Here is a 17,209-nt window from a genome sequence, read left to right as displayed (position 1 = left end):
GGGTCCTGTCCTCCAGCGTACCGACGCGGGGAGTCACTCCCCGAGGACCGCGCGCATCCCTTCCTGCAGGCACGAATCGAACGAATCGCGGTTGGGGACGACCGTGGGGTCCACCGCCAGGCCCATGCAGCAGGTGTCGCGATAGGACATCGCCGACGCGGTCATCATCGCGCCGTCGGCCGCACCGAAGCCGTAGTACCGCTCGATCTTCGCGCCGCCGACGTAGAGCGGCGCGTGGGAACCGGGGAGCGTGGACACCACCACGTCCCGCGGACCGACGGCGATGTCGGAGTGTGCTCCGGCGGAGGACGGGAACGAGATGTCGATGCGTCGCATGAGATCGACCGTGTCCATCGCGTGGATGTCCGCCTCGTCCTCGGGTGCCATAGGCACCGCCCCGCCGTCCGGCCCGGGGACGACGACACGCAGATCGCCGATCGAGCGGCCGTGCCGCCGCCGGTACTCGCTGCACGCGAGGAGCATCGCAGTGGAGAACCCGCTCGACACGCGGCAGCCCGCGCGTTCGCAGGCGTGACGCAGGGCGGCGAGATCCGCGTCGAGTACGTGCAGTCGCGGCGCGCGGGGTGCGGGCTCCTCGTGGTCGCCGGTGCGTCCGAGCAGGGCGTTGATCAATCCGGTGCCCAGCGAGGTGAACATGTGCGCCGCGGTGCGGAACGACTCGACGCCCTGTTCGGACACCGATCTCGCCCACGACAACATGGACTCGGACTGACCGGGTGAGGGTGCCGAGCCGAGATGCCGGAGCCGGATCACCAGCGCCGACTGGCCACCGCCGAGGCCGTCGAGCAAGGTCAGTTCCCAGCGCGGGTGCCGGAGACCCGAGGGGTCGGGGGCCGTGCGGGCGTAGGCGAGTACCTCCTCGAAAGTCGCCGGGGCGGGCAGGGCGACCCGCTCGAGATGCCACGGCGGATCCGAGTCGGGATGCCCGGCGCGGCGCGGCGGATCGAGCCCGAACGGCAGTTCCACCACCCGGTGCCGGAAACTGGGCGACTCGTGGTTGCCGGGCGCGAGCACGGCGGCGACCCGATCCCAGTCGGGGGTGGCATCGAGAAGGACCGCGGCGACGACGGAGGCGCCGGGAGAGAGGGCCCGGGGGAGGTCGTCGGAGGTGTCCTTCACAAGAGGGACGGTCTCATATCGTGAACGACGCACACCCCTGCTTGACTCTCGCTTTGCACTATCGAGTCGAAAAGGTGACACGTCGTTGCTGGATTCGGGATCTCCCCACGTGCCGGTTCTCACCTCCGTGAGTGCCCTTTCCGGCGTACCACCACCGCTGCGCCCAGACCCGCTGCGGCGATCCACGGTGCGCCGGAGACGAACGGATCGAGCCACTGGTGGTTGACGTCGGCACGCGAACTCCGCCGCCTCGACGCCCCGCCGTGCGCGGTGATCTCCGACCGGATCCCGCTCTCGGTCACGGGATTGTCGGGACGGCCCTGCATCAGGGCCCGGACCCGGCTCTCGGCGACGTCGATGCGGTCGGCGCCGATCAGGAGCAACCAGTGCGCGGCGCGGCCTTCGCTGTAGCGGCGGTAGGCGTGCCTGCGCACGACGCCGGACAGTCCCTTCAGCGGCGCCGTGGTGCCGAAGACCGGGGTGACGAAGGCATGCTCGATCGAGCGTTCGCGGGTCTCGTACCCGGGCTGGCGTTCGGGGAAGTCCCAGTGCGCGCCGGTCGTCTCAGGTGCGAAGCGTTCCTTCGGCACCGAGGGCCGATCGCGAGGATCCAGGTCGACTCCCCATCCGGGGATGCGGGCGCGCAGTTGGTCGGGGGTCTCCGGGGGTTCGGGCTTGTCTGCGGTGTAGGCCATGGCGGATCCTCCTCAACTCCCGTCGGCGACGATGATCGGCTTGATGCACCTGTCGAGCTTCGACGAGAACATGTGGTAGGCCTCGGGGATGTGTTCGAGCGGGACACGGTGCGTGACGATGTCGTTCGGCTTCAGATAGCCGTTGCGGACGTGCTCGAACAGACGGGGCCACTGACGTTTGACGGGGCACTGGTTCATCCGCAAGGTCAGCCCCTTGTTGAGTGCGTCGCCGAACTTCACGGCACTGAAGATCGGGCCGTAGGCACCCACCACCGAGACGGTGCCGCCCTTGCGGACACCGTCGATGGCCCAGTTCAGCGCGACCGGCGAGCCACCTTGCATCTTCAATTTCGCGGCCGTGACGTGCTGCAGGAAGTTGCCGTCGGCCTCCGCCCCGACCGCATCGATGGCGACGTCCGCTCCGAGATGACCGGTGATCTTCTTCAGGTGGACGATGATGTCGTCGTACTCCGCGAAGTTGTAGGTCTCGGCGTGAGCGAAGGTCCGGGCCTTCTCCAGCCGGTACTCGAGGTGGTCGATCACGATGACCCGGCCGGCACCCATGAACCAGGCGGACTTCGCCGCGTACAGGCCCACCGGTCCGGCGCCGAAGACCACGACCGTGTCGCCCTCGACGATGTCACCCAGCTGTGCACCGAAGTAGCCGGTCGCGAGGGCGTCGGTGAGCATCAGGGCGTCCTCGCCGTCCATCCAGTCGGGCACGATGGTTGGGCCGACGTCGGCGAACGGCACCCGCACGAACTCGGCCTGGCCGCCGTCGTAGCCGCCGCAGGTGTGCGAGTAGCCGTAGATGCCGCCGACCGCGGTGGCGTTGGGGTTGACGTTGTGGCAGTTGGAGTACAGGCCGCGCGCGCAGAAGAAGCACGACCCGCAGAAGACGTTGAACGGGACCATGACCCGGTCGCCGGGTTTCAGGTTCTGCACCGACGGCCCGACCTCGTGGACCACCCCGACGAACTCGTGACCGAAGGTCGTACCGACGCGGGTGTCGGGCATCATCCCGTGATAGACGCCCGGTGGAGCGCGTCGACGACGTCGGCGACGGCGTGACGGCGGGCGAACGCGCGTCGCTGCAGCATCGCCCCGGTGCCGCGGGCGAGGATCGCCTCCCACATCGCCACCGCGCACCGGCGGTCGCCGGCCTCCTCGAGTCGGGGGCCGATGTACCGGAGGAAGGCGCGGAAGGACTGCTGCGCGGTGGTGGGCCGCCCGGTGAACACGTCGACGGCACGTCCGGTCGGCCCCTCGCGAGCAGCGCACAGGTACGCGGCGTGGACGACCTCGTCGGCGACCGGGGGAGCAGTGATGCCCGCCCGGACCTCTCGTTCGGCGGTGGCGACGAGCGCGCGGACGAGCATCGCCAGGAGAACAGTCTCGTCGACGGTCGCCGGCACGTCGCTCACCCGGATCTCGACGGTGGGCAGATGCGCCGAGGGACGCACGTCCCAATAGACCATGCCCGGATCGAGGATGTTGCCGCTCTCGATCATCATGGCGACGATCGCGTCGTAGTGCTCCGCCGACGTGAACCGCGGGGGAGGACCCGCGCACGGCCACCGGGAGGCCATGATCGCCCGCCAACTGGCGTACCCGGTGTCGCGGCCTCGATGGATGGGCGAGTTGGCCGTCGCGGCCAGCAGGGTGGGCAACCATACCCGGACGTGATTGCACACCAGGACGGCGGTTTCGCGGTCCGCGACACCGACGTGGACGTGGCAGCCGCAGACCTCCTGCTCCTCGGCGAGACGTCCGTACCGCTCGGCCATCGTCCGGTAGCGCGGCACATCCGTCACGGACGCGAGCTTCTGGAGCGTGGGCGACACACCCGACGCGAGCAGACCCGCGTGCGCCTCCCGCGCGGCCGCGGCTGCGACGGTCCGGCCCTCGACGATACGCGCGCGCAACTCGGCCGAGCTGCGGCAGACCGGTGTGTTCACCTCGACCTGGATGCGTTTGAGCTCGTAGTCCATGTCGAGTCCGAGCCGGGCGGCTGCGGCCACGACGAGGTCGTTGCTCGCGGTCAGCCGTTCGGAGGTCGGGTCGACGAGGAAGAACTCCTCCTCGACGCCGACGGTCGGAGCGGGGGTCGGGGGCATGTCCGGAGTCGGTCTGTGGCGCCGAGGCATCGTTGCTTCCCTGCATAGCGAGGCGCCGTCGGTACAGCCGGCGCCGTCGTTGACGCCGGCGCCTTCTCGACCGACCGCTGACCTACGGGGGTGAGACGACGATACTCGGATTTCACACCGGAGAACGGCATTCGATGGTGGAGAGGGACCGACCGGAGGTGGGGCGGGGTCGGTCCCTCCACACCCCCTGCGGTGTCATCCGACGACGCCCCACCCGTTCGCGGTCGCGTCCGCTGGAGGGACGCGACGAGGAATCACGACGCGGTGGTTCGTGCGGTCGTCGGAATGCGGATGGGCTGGGCCGGACGGGACGGTCCGGAACGACGAAGCCCGCCGGTGCTGTGTGCACCCGGCGGGCTTCCTCCGTGGAGGGGATGACGGGAATCGAACCCGCGTAGCCAGTTTGGAAGACTGGGGCTCTACCATTGAGCTACATCCCCGTTGCGCCTGCAGCGCCGGTGTCGACCGGTGCTGCGGCTTGCGAGATGAGACTGTACCGGACCTCGCTTTGGATTTCATAATCGGGGGGCCGTAGGATTCTGCGATGGGTCCCGCGGTCGGATGCGGTGCCTTCACGACCGGGATGTGGCGCAGCTTGGTAGCGCATCCGCTTTGGGAGCGGAGGGTCGCAGGTTCGAATCCTGTCATCCCGACCAGATCGAACAGCGTCAGCGCGCTCAGTAGTGACACGAACGACCGACAAGAGAGCACGACAGAAGGAGCATGTCCGTGAAGAGCACCGTCGAGCAGCTGAGCCCGACGCGAGTCCGTATCAATGTTGAGGTGCCCTTCGAGGAGCTCCAGCCTGATTTCGACCGCGCTTTCAAGGCCCTCGCCGGCCAGGTCCGCATCCCGGGCTTCCGCCCCGGTAAGGCACCTCGCAAGATCCTCGAGGCCCGCGTCGGCCGCGGAGCCGTCCTGGACCAGGTCATCAACGAGGCCATCCAGAGCCGCTACAGCGAAGCCGTGACCGCGAACGACGTCAAGGTCATCAGCCAGCCCGAGATCGACGTCACCAAGCTCGAGGACAACGTCGAGCTGGCGTTCACCGCCGAGGTCGACGTGCGTCCCGAGATCACCCTCCCCGATTTCTCCGAGATCGCCGTCACCGTCGATCCCGTCGAGATCACCGACGAGGACATCGCCGAGCAGCTTCTGTCGCTGCGTCAGCGCTTCGGCACCCTGACGGGTGTCGAGCGTCCGGTGCAGGACGGCGACTTCGTCTCCATCGACCTGTCCGCGACGGTCGACGGCAACGAGGTTCCAGAGGCCGCCACCGAGGGCCTGTCGCACGAGGTCGGCTCCGGCCAGCTCATCGACGGACTCGACGAGGCGATCATCGGCCTGTCCGCCGGCGAGTCGAAGGAGTTCACCTCCACGCTGGTCGCCGGCGAGTACGCCGGTAAGGAAGCCGTCGTCACCGTCAAGGTCAACACCGTCAAGCAGCGCGAGCTGCCCGAGGCCGACGACGAGTTCGCGCAGCTCGCGAGCGAGTTCGACACCATCGGCGAGCTCGAGGCCGACCTCCGCGAGCGCGTCCAGCGCGTCAAGCAGGTCGAGCAGGCCGGCCAGATCCGCGACAAGGTCCTCGAGGTTCTCCTCGAGACCGTCGACATTCCGGTTCCCGAGGCTGCCGTCCAGGCCGAGGTCGACAGCGCGCTGCACGACGCGATCCACGAGCTCGATCACGACGAGACCAAGCTGAACGAGCTGCTCGAGGCCCAGGGTTCGAGCCGCGAGGAGTTCGACAAGGAAGCACGCGAGTCCGCCGAGCGTTCGGTGAAGACCCAGCTGCTCCTCGACGCGATCGCCGAGGCGGAGAACACCACGGTCGAGCAGCAGGAGCTGACCGAGCGCATCTTCTTCCAGGCGCAGCGCTACGGCATCCCGCCGGAGCAGTTCATCCAGCAGATCAGCCAGGCCAACCAGCTAGGTGCCGTCTTCGCCGACGTCCGCCGCGGCAAGGCGCTCGGCACCGTCGTCGATCGCGCCAACGTGACCGACACCACGGGTGCGACCGTCGACACCGCCGAGCTGTTCGGCACCAAGAAGGACGATGACGCCGAGGGCGAGAACGCCGAGGCGGAGACCACCGAGGACTCGGCCTCCGAGTAGTCGGACGACCCGCGGAGATTCGAAACCCCAGGGGTCACGAATTTCCGCTTTCAGCGAAGAGGGGCGGCACCGGGCATCCGGTGCCGCCCCGTTTCGTTAGTGTCAGTGTCAGCAACCCACGATCGACGAGAAGGCAGGTACCCGTGACTCCTCAGAATCCGGCGACATCCATCGGTCCCGCGATGACCTCGGCCACTGCTGGGCTGAACCTCAGCGACTCGGTGTACGAACGCCTGCTCCGCGAGCGCATCATCTTCCTGGGCACCCAGGTCGACGACGACATCGCGAACAAACTGTGCGCGCAGATCCTTCTGCTGTCGGCCGAGGACCCCACCCGCGACATCTCCCTGTACATCAACTCACCGGGCGGTTCGGTCACCGCCGGTATGGCGATCTACGACACGATGAAGTTCGTCGAGTGCGATGTCGCGACCTTCGCGATGGGTCTCGCCGCCTCGATGGGTCAGTTCCTGCTCTCCGCCGGTACCAAGGGCAAGCGTTACGCACTCCCGCACGCGCGGATCATGATGCACCAGCCGTCCGCAGGCATCGGTGGTACGGCGAGCGACATCGCGATCATGGCGGAGCAGTTCGCACACACCAAGCGCGAGATGGCCGAGCTCATCGCGGAGCACACGGGCCAGTCGGTGGAGCAGATCACCAAGGACTCCGACCGCGACCGCTGGTTCACGGCGCAGCAGGCGCTCGAATACGGCTTCGTCGACCACGTCGTCTCCCGGGCGCAGCAGGCCGGCGGCACCGCCAACTAGGTCCCGGCCCGATCTGCCCTCACACCACCGAATTCTTGGAGAAGCGATGACCAACATGTTCGATCCGCGCCAGCTCGGCGGCGCCGCTCCTGCCTCGCCCGCGAGCCGCTACATCCTCCCGTCGTTCATCGAGCACTCGAGCTACGGCGTCAAGGAATCCAACCCGTACAACAAGCTGTTCGAAGAGCGCATCATCTTCCTCGGCGTCCAGGTCGACGACGCGTCCGCCAACGACGTGATGGCCCAGCTGCTGGTGCTCGAGTCGCTCGATCCCGACCGCGACATCACCATGTACATCAACTCGCCGGGTGGTTCGTTCACCTCGCTCATGGCGATCTACGACACCATGCAGTACGTCCGCGCCGACATCACCACGGTGTGCCTCGGGCAGGCGGCATCCGCCGCGGCCGTCCTGCTCGCCGCCGGCACTCCCGGCAAGCGTCTGGCGCTGCCCAACGCTCGCGTGCTCATCCACCAGCCCGCGACGGGTGGCATCCAGGGACAGGTCTCCGACCTCGAGATCCAGGCCGCCGAGATCGAGCGCATGCGTACCCTCATGGAGAACACGCTCTCGAAGCACACCGGTAAGGATCCCGAGCAGATCCGCAAGGACACCGATCGGGACAAGATCCTCACGGCGGAGCAGGCAGTCGAATACGGTCTGATCGACCGGGTCCTCGAGTACCGCAAGCTCTCGGCCCAGAAGTAGAACGTCGCAGGCGGTTCCGGAAGGCACGGTGCCTTCCGGAACCACCGAGGCCGGGACTGTGATCGCCGACACATGTTGTGGTGTACAAATATGACCGGAAACGCGCAGAACCGGTCGACCTGCGCGCCGACATCCGGGTACGGTCGATCAAAGGGCCCGCTCCCCGGGACCGCCCCGTGTGGTGGTTGCGGGACCGGTTGCACGCACACGAGGAAGTAGGGACCTGACTGATGGCACGTATCGGTGACGGCGGAGATCTGCTCAAGTGCTCCTTCTGCGGAAAGAGCCAGAAGCAGGTCAAGAAGCTCATTGCGGGCCCCGGTGTCTACATCTGCGACGAGTGCATCGATCTCTGCAACGAGATCATCGAGGAGGAGCTGGCCGAGACCAGCGAGGTCAAGCTCGACGAGCTGCCCAAGCCGGCCGAGATCCGCGACTTCCTCGACAACTACGTGATCGGCCAGGATGACGCCAAGCGCACGCTGGCCGTGGCGGTCTACAACCACTACAAGCGCATCCAGGCCGGCGACAAGGGCCGCGACTCCCGCGGTGAGACGGTCGAACTCGCGAAGTCCAACATCCTGCTTCTCGGCCCCACCGGTTGTGGCAAGACCTACCTCGCGCAGACGCTCGCGAAGATGCTCAACGTGCCCTTCGCCATCGCCGACGCCACCGCACTGACGGAGGCCGGCTACGTCGGTGAGGACGTCGAGAACATCCTCCTCAAGCTCATCCAGGCCGCCGACTACGACGTCAAGCGCGCCGAGACCGGCATCATCTACATCGACGAGGTCGACAAGATCGCCCGCAAGAGCGAGAACCCGTCGATCACTCGCGACGTGTCGGGCGAGGGCGTGCAGCAGGCGCTGCTGAAAATCCTCGAAGGCACCCAGGCATCCGTCCCGCCGCAGGGTGGTCGCAAGCATCCGCACCAGGAGTTCATCCAGATCGACACCACGAACGTGCTGTTCATCGTGGCGGGTGCATTCGCGGGTCTCGAGAAGATCGTCTCCGACCGCGTCGGCAAGCGCGGCATCGGCTTCGGCGCCGAGGTTCGGTCGAAGGCCGAAATCGACACCACCGACCACTTCGCCGACGTCATGCCCGAGGACCTCATCAAGTTCGGCCTGATCCCGGAGTTCATCGGTCGTCTGCCGATCCTCGCGTCGGTGACCAATCTCGACAAGGAATCACTCGTCCAGATCCTGTCGGAGCCGAAGAACGCTCTGGTCAAGCAGTACGTGCGCCTGTTCGAGATGGACGGCGTCGAACTCGAGTTCTCCCAGGACGGACTCGAAGCGATCGCCGACCAGGCGATCCTCCGTGGCACCGGCGCCCGCGGGCTCCGCGCCATCATGGAGGAGGTGCTCCTGCCCGTGATGTACGACATCCCCAGCCGCGACGACGTCGCGAAGGTCGTGGTCACCGCCGAGACCGTCAACGACAACGTCCTTCCGACGATCGTGCCGCGCAAGACCGATCGGGAACGGCGCGACAAGACCGCCTGATTCCGAAGACCCTTCGGAACTGCACGAGCGTCTCGGCACGAAAGTGCCGAGGCGCTCGTCGTCGTTGGCGGTCGAATCCGGTCCGTCGGTGGATCAGCGCAGTGTGATGGTCCCGCCGTCGACCATGAGTGTCTGGCCCGTCATGTAGGACGCATCCTCACTGGCCAGAAAGACCGCGACACGGCCGATATCGGCCTGCGGGTCACCGAAGCGGTGCATCGGGGTCTTCGCCAGTAGCGCCTCCTCGACGCCGGGGTTGGCCGCGATGTACGCCTCGACGCCCTCGGTCAGTGCCAGAGGCGAGATGACGTTGACATTGATGTCCTCCGCGGCCCATTCGTTCGCCGCGACCCGGCTGATCGCCCGGATCGCTTCCTTCGCAGCGGCGTACGAACTCTGCGTGGCGCTCCCTTCGATCCCGGCTCCCGACGCGAAGTTGATCACCGACCCCTTGTTCGCGGCGAGCTGGGCGTGCGCTGCCTTCATCAATCGGAAGGTCGGATAGAAGCCCGTGCCGAACGACAGGTCGAGCATCTCCTGTGTGGTCTCGAGCAGTGGCGCCTGCTGGGACGCGTGCGCGTTGTTGACGAGCACGTCGAGCTTTCCGAAATGCTCGACGGCGGCCGCGACGATCGTCTCGGCGCTCGACTCGTCGGAGATGTCCGCGTACAGGAATTTCCCGGCTTCGCCGACCTCGGCTTCGAGGGCTTCACCCGCGGGCCGGTCGATGTCGACGAACAGGACGCGGGCACCCTCGCCCATGAATGCTCTGACGATGCCGCGTCCGATCCCTCCGGCACCACCGGTGACGATCGCGACCTTGTCTGCAAGTCTCATGTTTGCTCCCTTCGTGGGTGCGGTGTCAAGCGATCAGTCGACGGCCAGTGCGACCTTCTCGAGTTCCGCGATGCTGTAGGCGGCGTAGGTCTCGTACGGGCCGCGGCCGGTGAAGTACGACGAGAGCTGCTCGTCGAGTTCCTCGACCGTGAATGCCGAACCGGCGGCGTCGAATCGGTTCTCGACCGTGGGTGCGGCCATGAGCGCGACCATCTTGCCGTACACCACGAACACCTGTCCGGTGATCTCCGACGACGCCGGTGAGGCGAGGTAACGTACGAGGGTTGCCACGCGCTCGGGCGCCAGCGGGTCGAGTCCGCTTGTCGTGGCGTCGGCATCACCGAAAGCCTCCGCGGTCATCGCGGTGCGTGCACGGGGGCAGATCGCGTTCGCAGTGACGCCGTAGCGGGCCAGGCCCTGGGTCGTGGACAGTGTCAGTGCCGTGATGCCTGCCTTTGCGGCGGAATAGTTCGGTTGTCCTGCGGAACCGAAGAGGAAAGCCTCCGACGACGTATTGACGACGCGGCCGTAGACCGGTCCGCCCGCGGCCTTGTTCGCCTGACGCCAGTGCACCGCCGCGGCGTGGGAGGTGGCGGCGTGGCCCTTGAGATGGACTCGGATCACGTCGTCCCAGTCGGACTCGGTCAGGTTGAAGATCATCTTGTCGCGGATGATGCCCGCGTTGTTGACCAGGATGTCGAAGGATCCGAACGCCTCGACGGATTCGTCGACCAGACGGCCGCCGAGGGACCAGTCGGACACGTCCCCGGTGACGGCGATGGCCTGGCCTCCCGACGCGACGATTTCCTCTGCCACCTCGTGCGCCGCATCGCCCATGTCGTTGACGACGACTGCGGCGCCTGCGTCGGCGAGGGCGAGGGCTTCGGCGCGGCCCAGACCGGCCCCGGCGCCGGTCACAACCGCCGCGCGCCCGGCCAGACTTACGGACTCACCCATGGAACGTCTCCTGTTCGATTGCGGCGGTTCGTCAGTGCACCGCGCCGGAATTAGTATTCATTCTAGTCTCGGGTGGTGGGTGGTCCACCCACGGGACAGGTCCCACTGGCCGGGATCGGGCGGGATGCGGGACGTGCCCGCCTGGAACGTTCGTCGCCGGCGGTGGTCGATGCGCCACCGGCGGTGAAGGGGAGGAACCGAGCATGCCCAGACTTGCGGAGGTGCGGGACGCCGCCGAACCGAATTCGGCGGAACAGCACGCGCGATACGACAGGATCATCGATGCTGCTGCGCACCTGGGCGCGATGAAGGAACTCGAGCGCGTCCGGATGCAGGAGGTCGCCGAACTCGCCGGCGTCGCCATCGGCACCCTCTACCGGTACTTTCCGTCCAAGACCCACCTGTTCGTCGCGGTCATGGTGGACCAGATCGATCGGATGGGAATCCACCTGTCCAGGCGCTCACAGTCGTCCACCTCGCCCGTCGACGTCGTGTACGACGCATTGCTGCAGGCCACCCGGGCGCTTGTGCGTACGCCGCTGTTGGCGAACGCGATGATCCAATCCGCTGCGTCGTCGAACGCTGCCACGATTCCCGACGTGGCGAAGATCGATCAGCACTTCGACCGATTGCTCCTTGCCGCCGCAGGCATCGCGGAACCGACGGTCCGGGACGCGACCGTCGTGCGGTTGGTCGTGGCGTTGTGGTTCGGTCTCGTCCAGTCCGCGCTCAACGGGCGAAGCTCGATCCCCGAGGTCGAGTCCGATCTGCGTGTCGCGTGCGACCTTCTGTTGGTCGACCTGTCCGCCGGTGCGCGCTGACGGGCGATTCCCCGGGGCCGCGTTCCGCAAGGCATGTCCCGTTCGGTGGGACGGCACAGGAATCTGCGGCCTCCGTCACTAGAATAAATTTCAATATCTTCGAGAACTGGGAGTAGGCATGAGCAAGGTCGTCATCGTCGAGGCCGCGCGAACACCGATCGGTCGTCGCCGCGGACAGCTGGCCGGGGTGCACCCCGCGGTATTGCTCGGCGCCGCCCAGAAAGCCGTTCTCGACCGCACCGGACTCCCCGCCGACCGGATCGGTCAGCTCGTGGGAGGTGCCGTCACCCAGGCAGGGGAGCAATCCAACAACGTCACTCGTCAGGCCTGGCTCCACGCAGGTCTCCCGTACACGACCGCCGCGACCACCATCGACTGCGCGTGCAGTTCGTCGCAGCAGGCGATCCACATGGTGGCCGGACTGATCGCGTCCGGGCAGATCGACGCCGGAATCGGATGCGGCGTCGAGGTGATGAGCCGCGTGTTCCTCGGTCAGGCCAACGCACCGGGCACCGGCAACCCCTATCCGGACGACTGGTCGATCGACATGGGCGACCAGTTCACCTCCGCCGAACGGATCGCCCACAAGCGCGGCATCAAACGTGACGATGTCGATGCTCTCGGATTCGAGTCGCAGCGTCGCGCCGCAGCCGCGTGGGCCGAGGGGCGCTTCGACCGCGAGATCGTCCCGGTGCAGGCGCCGGTCGTGACCAAGGAGGGCGAGCCCACCGGTGAGATCGCGATCGTGACGCGTGACGGAGGTCTTCGCGACACCACCGCGGAAGGACTCGCCGGTCTCCGGCCGGTCATCGAGAACGGAATCCACACCGCCGGAAACTCCTCCCAGGTCAGCGACGGCGCGGCCGCCGTACTGCTGATGAGTGAGGACAAGGCGCGCGAGGCGGGTCTGCGGCCACGTGCCCGTATCCTCGCGTCGACGCTCGTCGGTTCGGACCCGTACTACCACCTCGACGGCCCCATCGACGCGACTCGCGCGGTACTCGAACGCACCGGAATGTCCTTGTCCGACATCGACATCGTCGAGATCAACGAAGCCTTCGCTTCGGTCGTGTTGTCCTGGGCTCAGGTCCACGGGGCCGACATGAGCAAGGTCAACGTCAACGGCGGCGCCATCGCGCTCGGCCACCCCGTCGGTTCCACCGGCTCGCGACTGATCACCAGTGCACTGCACGAACTCGAGCGTTCGAACCGTTCGACGGCGCTGGTCACGATGTGTGCGGGTGGCGCGATGGCCTCCGCCACCATCATCGAGCGCATCTGACGCCGGACATTCTGCTATCCGAAGGGACCCGATCATGACTCTGGGATTGAGTGACGAGGACCGCGAGCTCCGCGACTCCGTGCGCGGCTGGGCGGCACGACACGCCACACCCGACGTGATCCGCACGGCCGTCGAAGCGAAGACGGAAGCCCGCCCGACGTACTGGAGCTCGTTCGCCGAACTCGGAATGCTGGGATTGCACCTGCCCGAAGAGGTCGGAGGCGCCGGTTTCGGTCTGCTCGAAACAGCAATCGTCGCAGAGGAACTCGGACGGGCCATGGTGCCCGGCCCGTTCCTTCCGACCGTGATCGTGTCCGCGGTCCTCGACGAGGCCGGCCGTCGCAGCGAACTCGACGGGCTCGCGGACGGCTCGCTGTTCGGTGCGGTCGCCCTGCAGCCCGGGGACCTGCGCGTGGAGCGCGACGGCGATTCCGTCACACTCTCGGGAACCTCCGGTGTCGCCCTCGGCGGCCAGGTCGCGGATGTGTTCCTGCTCGCGGCCGACGACGGTGGTGAGCGGGTCTTCGTCGTCGTGACCCGTGACCGGGTCGAGGTCACGAACCTGCCCAGCTACGACGTGATCCGCCGCAACGCCGAGATCACCGCAAGTGCCGTGACATTGTCCGACGAGGACGTGCTGAGATCGGACCCGCATCGGATCGTCGATATCGCCGCGACCTTGTTCGCCGCCGAGGCCGCCGGTCTCGCGGACTGGGCGACCACCACCGCCGCGGACTATGCGCGGGTCCGCAAGCAGTTCGGCCGTGTCATCGGACAGTTCCAGGGTGTCAAGCACACCGTCGCCCGGATGCTCTGCCTCACCGAACAGGCTCGGGTCGTGGCCTGGGACGCAGCGCGAGCGCGGCGCGAGGACGTGCCGGACGACGAGGCGTCGCTGGCCGTGGCGGTCGCCGCGTCCATCGCCCCGGAGGCCGCCTTCCAGGTCACCAAGAACTGCATCCAGGTGCTCGGCGGTATCGGCTACACCTGGGAGCACGACGCGCACCTGTACATGCGCCGCGCGCAGTCCCTCCGGATCCTGCTCGGCTCCACGGCGTCGTGGCGGCGCCGGGTCGCCCACCTCACGCTCGACGGTGCCCGCCGCGTGCTGAGCGTCGATCTTCCGCCCGAGGCGGAACGGATCCGCGCCGACGTCCGTGCCGAACTCGAGCCGGCGAAGTCGCTGGAGAACGCAGCGCGGAAGGCGTATCTGGCGGAGAAGGGCTACACCGCTCCCCACCTGCCCGAACCGTGGGGGAAGGCCGCCGACGCCGTCACGCAACTCGTCGTCGCCGAGGAACTGCGCGCCGCCGAACTCGAACCGCACGACATGATCATCGGCAACTGGGTGGTGCCGACCCTGATCGCGCACGGCAGTACCGAGCAGATCGAGCGATTCGTCCCGCAGTCGCTGCGCGGGGATCTCGTGTGGTGTCAGCTCTTCTCCGAGCCCGGCGCCGGGTCCGACCTTGCGGGCCTGTCCACCAAGGCCGTCAAGGTGGACGGCGGATGGAGGCTCGATGGCCAGAAGGTGTGGACGTCGATGGCGCGGGTCGCGGACTGGGGCATCTGCCTCGCCCGCACCGACGCGGAAGCGCCCAAGCACAAAGGCCTGTCCTACTTCCTGATCGACATCAGGAACACCGAGGGGCTCGACATCCGGCCGCTGCGGGAGATCACCGGCGAAGCCCTGTTCAACGAGGTGTTCCTCGACGGCGTGTTCGTGCCCGACGAGTGCCTCGTCGGCGAGCCCGGGGACGGATGGAAGCTCGCCCGTACCACCCTCGCGAACGAACGCGTCTCCCTCTCGCACGATTCGACTTTCGGTGCCGGCTGCGAGACCCTCATGGCGCTCGCGAACGGTATGCCCGGTGGGCCGGACGACGAACAACTCACCGTCCTCGGCAAGGTTCTCGGCGATGCCGCGTCCGGTGGCCTCATGGGTCTGCGTACCGCTCTGCGGTCCCTGGCCGGTGCACAGCCGGGTGCCGAGTCCTCCGTCGCCAAGCTCCTCGGCGTCGAGCACCTCCAGCAGGTCTGGGAGACCGCGATGGACTGGGCCGGTACTGCGTCGTTGCTCGACGACCAGGACCGAACCTCGGCGACCCACATGTTCCTCAACGTGCAGTGCATGTCCATCGCCGGTGGGACGACCAACGTCCAGCTGAACATCATCGGTGAGAGGCTTCTCGGCCTGCCCCGCGATCCCGAACCCGGAAAGTGACGCCCATGCCCATCGATACCGATGTCGCGCTCTCCGCTGCGCCCACCGTCCGCGATGCCTCGTGGACCGAACGCGATGTGATCCTCTACCACCTCGGTCTGGGTGCGGGCGTCGACTCGCTCGATCCCGCCGAACTGCGGTGGGTGTACGAGAAGGACCTGCGGGTCCTGCCGACCTTCGCGATGGTCGCCGGTCAGGGTGTCTCTGCCGGTGCGGTGACACAGGCCGGACTGAGCCTGCCGGGAATCGACATCGACCTGCGCAGGATCCTGCACGGTGGCCAGTCCGTCAACGTGCACGCCCCGATCCCGATCTCGGGTTCGGCGACCGTCTCGTCTCGCATCTCCGATGTGTGGGACAAGGACAAGGCCGCCGTGATCGTGCTCGAACAGTCCGCAGTGGATGCCGACGGAAACCCGTTGTGGACCAGTGCGATGCAGATCTGGGCGCGCGGTGAGGGCGGCTTCGGCGGAGACGCCGGGCCCCATGTGTCGAACGCAGTGCCGGAACGGGACGCCGACAAGACCCTGGTGTCACCTACGAGCACGCAACAGGCGCTGGTGTACCGGCTCAGTGCCGACATGAACCCGCTGCACGCGGATCCCGAATTCGCGAAGACAGCCGGTTTCGATCGGCCGATCCTGCACGGACTCGCCTCGTACGGTGTCGTGTGCAAGGCCGTCGTCGACGGTGTGCTCGGTGGAGACCCGACCCGGGTCCGGTCGTTCTCGGTCCGCTTCGCCGGCACGCTGTACCCCGGGGAGACGATCGAGACGGAGGTCTGGCGAGACGACGACACCCTCACCCTGCTCGCCACATGTCCCGAGCGCGACGGGCAACCGGTGCTCACCCACGCCACGATGGAGATTCGATGAGAGTCGACCCGGACACCCACCCCGTCGTCGGACACGCGCCCGACGGTACGGTTCTGACCTCGGCACCGCAGGACACCGCCGTCGACCGCGCCACCGCCGCCGCGCGGCGCGTGGTGGACGCGTTGCTGCGCACCGACCGTGGCAACGCGAATCTCGAGCGGGTCGCCGAAGAGCTCGACAATATCGCCGAGCACCTCGAGGAACACGCTCCCGAAGTGCGGGAGCGACTGATCGACATGTGGCACGGGGAGGGCGTCACCCGGCACGATCCGGTCACCGGTCCGGAGAACGCGCTCGCTCCGCCGCTGGTGTTGGCCGGTCGCGAAGACGGATCGGTGGATGGCGTCGTCGAACTGACCTTCCCGTACCAGGGCCCGCCCGGGCACGTGCACGGCGGAGTCTCCGCCCTCCTGCTCGATCACACGCTGGGTGTGGCGAACGCCTGGGCCGGGCGCAGCGGCGCCACCGCACAGCTCAACGTGCGGTACCACCGGCCGACCCCACTGTTCGAGCCGCTGACGATCACCGGTCGTCTGGTCGAGCAGGACGGCCGCAAGATCAACACGGTCGGCGAGATCAGGACCGCGGACGGCACGGTGTGCGTGTCCGTGGAGGCGCTGTTCATCGACAGGACAGTTCCCCGTCCTCGCTGACGGCCTGCGCCGCACACGCCGTCGTATCGGAAAGGAACGGCATGGGGAAGTTGGACGGGCGGGTGGCGATCGTCACCGGCGCCGGGATGGGGATCGGCCGCGGATTTCGTCCCGACCGACGTCACCGACCGCGAACAGGTGCACGCCATGGTGGATGCCGCGGTGCGCGAATTCGGCACTGCGCAGCACGACCGTACTGCGGCTCGGGAATGGGCGCCGAAACAGGTGTGCTGCAACGTGATCTGCCCCGGCGTGCAGAGCGCGGCATACCGACGGGTGGCGGCGGCCGACCCGCAGATGGCCGCCACGCAGGCCGCGGCGAACCCGATGGGCCGCATCGGCGACCCTCTCGACGACATCGGCACGGTCGCAGCCTTTCTCGCGAGCGACGACTCCCGCTATCCCACAGGCAACACGCTGTTCGTCGACGGCGGTAGCCACGTCAACGGCGTGCAGTGAGCGCCGAACGTGGACTG

At 67.4% G+C, this 17,209-nt stretch carries 14 protein-coding genes, 2 tRNA genes and 2 pseudogenes; 11 read left to right on the top strand and 7 right to left on the bottom strand.

Annotated features, from left to right (window positions below):
• Positions 1-33 precede the first annotated feature (33 nt).
• The 5 genes and pseudogenes from BLV31_RS17005 to BLV31_RS16985 all read right to left on the bottom strand — a co-directional run bounded on the left by BLV31_RS17005 (position 34) and on the right by BLV31_RS16985 (position 4,422).
• Positions 34-1,140 (bottom strand): wax ester/triacylglycerol synthase domain-containing protein, encoded by a 1,107-nt coding sequence (locus BLV31_RS17005; protein WP_064061831.1) that lies wholly within the window; start codon positions 1,138-1,140, stop codon positions 34-36.
• Between the two features lie 119 nt (positions 1,141-1,259).
• On the bottom strand, positions 1,260-1,835 hold the full coding sequence (locus BLV31_RS17000) for a hypothetical protein (RefSeq protein WP_064061832.1): 576 nt from the start codon (positions 1,833-1,835) through the stop codon (positions 1,260-1,262).
• 12 nt (positions 1,836-1,847) lie between these two features.
• A pseudogene (locus BLV31_RS16995) lies at positions 1,848-2,867 on the bottom strand (zinc-dependent alcohol dehydrogenase); the annotation flags it as partial.
• Positions 2,852-3,952: a carboxylate-amine ligase gene (locus BLV31_RS16990; protein ID WP_064061833.1), complete on the bottom strand. Its 1,101-nt coding sequence runs from the start codon at positions 3,950-3,952 to the stop codon at positions 2,852-2,854. The gene BLV31_RS16990 and the pseudogene BLV31_RS16995, both read right to left, overlap by 16 nt.
• 396 nt (positions 3,953-4,348) lie before the next feature.
• Positions 4,349-4,422 (bottom strand) — tRNA-Gly (locus BLV31_RS16985).
• Between the two features lie 139 nt (positions 4,423-4,561).
• Between BLV31_RS16985 and BLV31_RS16980 the strand changes: the two genes are divergently transcribed.
• The 5 genes from BLV31_RS16980 to clpX all read left to right on the top strand — a co-directional run bounded on the left by BLV31_RS16980 (position 4,562) and on the right by clpX (position 9,084).
• Positions 4,562-4,638: transfer RNA gene (locus BLV31_RS16980), tRNA-Pro, on the top strand.
• A 73-nt stretch (positions 4,639-4,711) separates the two neighbouring features.
• Positions 4,712-6,097, top strand: a complete 1,386-nt coding sequence (tig, locus tag BLV31_RS16975) for a trigger factor (RefSeq protein WP_346772272.1) — start codon at positions 4,712-4,714, stop codon at positions 6,095-6,097.
• Between the two features lie 143 nt (positions 6,098-6,240).
• Positions 6,241-6,867, top strand: coding sequence for an ATP-dependent Clp protease proteolytic subunit (locus tag BLV31_RS16970; protein ID WP_016691866.1), 627 nt, complete (start codon positions 6,241-6,243; stop codon positions 6,865-6,867).
• A gap of 46 nt (positions 6,868-6,913) precedes the next feature.
• A complete protein-coding gene (locus BLV31_RS16965; protein ID WP_016691867.1) occupies positions 6,914-7,576 on the top strand; it encodes an ATP-dependent Clp protease proteolytic subunit in 663 nt (220 codons plus the stop codon).
• 230 nt (positions 7,577-7,806) lie between these two features.
• Positions 7,807-9,084: an ATP-dependent Clp protease ATP-binding subunit ClpX gene (gene clpX / locus BLV31_RS16960; protein ID WP_006551142.1), complete on the top strand. Its 1,278-nt coding sequence runs from the start codon at positions 7,807-7,809 to the stop codon at positions 9,082-9,084.
• Positions 9,085-9,177: 93 nt separating this feature from the next.
• On the opposite strand, the gene BLV31_RS16955 is transcribed toward clpX, so the two are convergent.
• Positions 9,178-9,921: an SDR family NAD(P)-dependent oxidoreductase gene (locus tag BLV31_RS16955; protein ID WP_064061834.1), complete on the bottom strand. Its 744-nt coding sequence runs from the start codon at positions 9,919-9,921 to the stop codon at positions 9,178-9,180.
• Between the two features lie 33 nt (positions 9,922-9,954).
• Positions 9,955-10,878 carry a 3-oxoacyl-ACP reductase gene (locus tag BLV31_RS16950; protein ID WP_064061835.1) on the bottom strand — a complete coding sequence of 308 codons (924 nt, stop codon included), beginning with the start codon at positions 10,876-10,878 and terminating at the stop codon, positions 9,955-9,957.
• A gap of 203 nt (positions 10,879-11,081) precedes the next feature.
• Between BLV31_RS16950 and BLV31_RS16945 the strand changes: the two genes are divergently transcribed.
• The 6 genes and pseudogenes from BLV31_RS16945 (at position 11,082) to BLV31_RS16920 (ending at position 17,192) form a co-directional block, all read left to right on the top strand.
• Entirely contained in the window at positions 11,082-11,699 is a 618-nt protein-coding gene (locus BLV31_RS16945) for a TetR/AcrR family transcriptional regulator (RefSeq protein ID WP_064061836.1), read from the top strand.
• A 118-nt stretch (positions 11,700-11,817) separates the two neighbouring features.
• Positions 11,818-12,981 carry a steroid 3-ketoacyl-CoA thiolase gene (locus tag BLV31_RS16940; RefSeq protein ID WP_064061837.1) on the top strand — a complete coding sequence of 388 codons (1,164 nt, stop codon included), beginning with the start codon at positions 11,818-11,820 and terminating at the stop codon, positions 12,979-12,981.
• 34 nt (positions 12,982-13,015) lie between these two features.
• The gene (locus BLV31_RS16935) at positions 13,016-15,205 is read left to right on the top strand and encodes an acyl-CoA dehydrogenase family protein (protein ID WP_064061838.1); all 2,190 of its coding nucleotides are present in this window, start codon (positions 13,016-13,018) and stop codon (positions 15,203-15,205) included.
• A 5-nt stretch (positions 15,206-15,210) separates the two neighbouring features.
• A complete protein-coding gene (locus tag BLV31_RS16930) occupies positions 15,211-16,080 on the top strand; it encodes a MaoC/PaaZ C-terminal domain-containing protein (protein ID WP_064061839.1) in 870 nt (289 codons plus the stop codon).
• A complete protein-coding gene (locus BLV31_RS16925; RefSeq protein ID WP_064061840.1) occupies positions 16,077-16,733 on the top strand; it encodes a PaaI family thioesterase in 657 nt (218 codons plus the stop codon). Before BLV31_RS16930 ends, BLV31_RS16925 begins: the two co-directional genes overlap by 4 nt.
• Before the next feature lie 41 nt (positions 16,734-16,774).
• Positions 16,775-17,192: pseudogene (locus BLV31_RS16920) on the top strand (SDR family oxidoreductase).
• Positions 17,193-17,209: the final 17 nt, after the last annotated feature.

This window comes from Rhodococcus pyridinivorans (assembly GCF_900105195.1).
GTDB classification, from domain to species: Bacteria; Actinomycetota; Actinomycetes; order Mycobacteriales; family Mycobacteriaceae; genus Rhodococcus; species Rhodococcus pyridinivorans.
Note: the sequence above shows the minus strand (reverse complement) of the source record. Positions and strands in the feature narration are given on the sequence as shown.

Excerpts from the sequence above, each read along its gene's own strand:
- BLV31_RS17000 (WP_064061832.1), bottom strand. The coding sequence starts at position 1,835 with ATGGCCTACACCGCAGACAAGCCCGAACCCCCGGAGACCCCCGACCAA.
- BLV31_RS16990 (WP_064061833.1), bottom strand. The coding sequence starts at position 3,952 with ATGCCCCCGACCCCCGCTCCGACCGTCGGCGTCGAGGAGGAGTTCTTC.
- BLV31_RS16965 (WP_016691867.1), top strand. The coding sequence starts at position 6,914 with ATGACCAACATGTTCGATCCGCGCCAGCTCGGCGGCGCCGCTCCTGCC.
- clpX (WP_006551142.1), top strand. The coding sequence starts at position 7,807 with ATGGCACGTATCGGTGACGGCGGAGATCTGCTCAAGTGCTCCTTCTGC.
- BLV31_RS16955 (WP_064061834.1), bottom strand. The coding sequence starts at position 9,921 with ATGAGACTTGCAGACAAGGTCGCGATCGTCACCGGTGGTGCCGGAGGG.
- BLV31_RS16950 (WP_064061835.1), bottom strand. The coding sequence starts at position 10,878 with ATGGGTGAGTCCGTAAGTCTGGCCGGGCGCGCGGCGGTTGTGACCGGC.
- BLV31_RS16945 (WP_064061836.1), top strand. The coding sequence starts at position 11,082 with ATGCCCAGACTTGCGGAGGTGCGGGACGCCGCCGAACCGAATTCGGCG.
- BLV31_RS16940 (WP_064061837.1), top strand. The coding sequence starts at position 11,818 with ATGAGCAAGGTCGTCATCGTCGAGGCCGCGCGAACACCGATCGGTCGT.
- BLV31_RS16935 (WP_064061838.1), top strand. The coding sequence starts at position 13,016 with ATGACTCTGGGATTGAGTGACGAGGACCGCGAGCTCCGCGACTCCGTG.
- BLV31_RS16930 (WP_064061839.1), top strand. The coding sequence starts at position 15,211 with ATGCCCATCGATACCGATGTCGCGCTCTCCGCTGCGCCCACCGTCCGC.
- BLV31_RS16925 (WP_064061840.1), top strand. The coding sequence starts at position 16,077 with ATGAGAGTCGACCCGGACACCCACCCCGTCGTCGGACACGCGCCCGAC.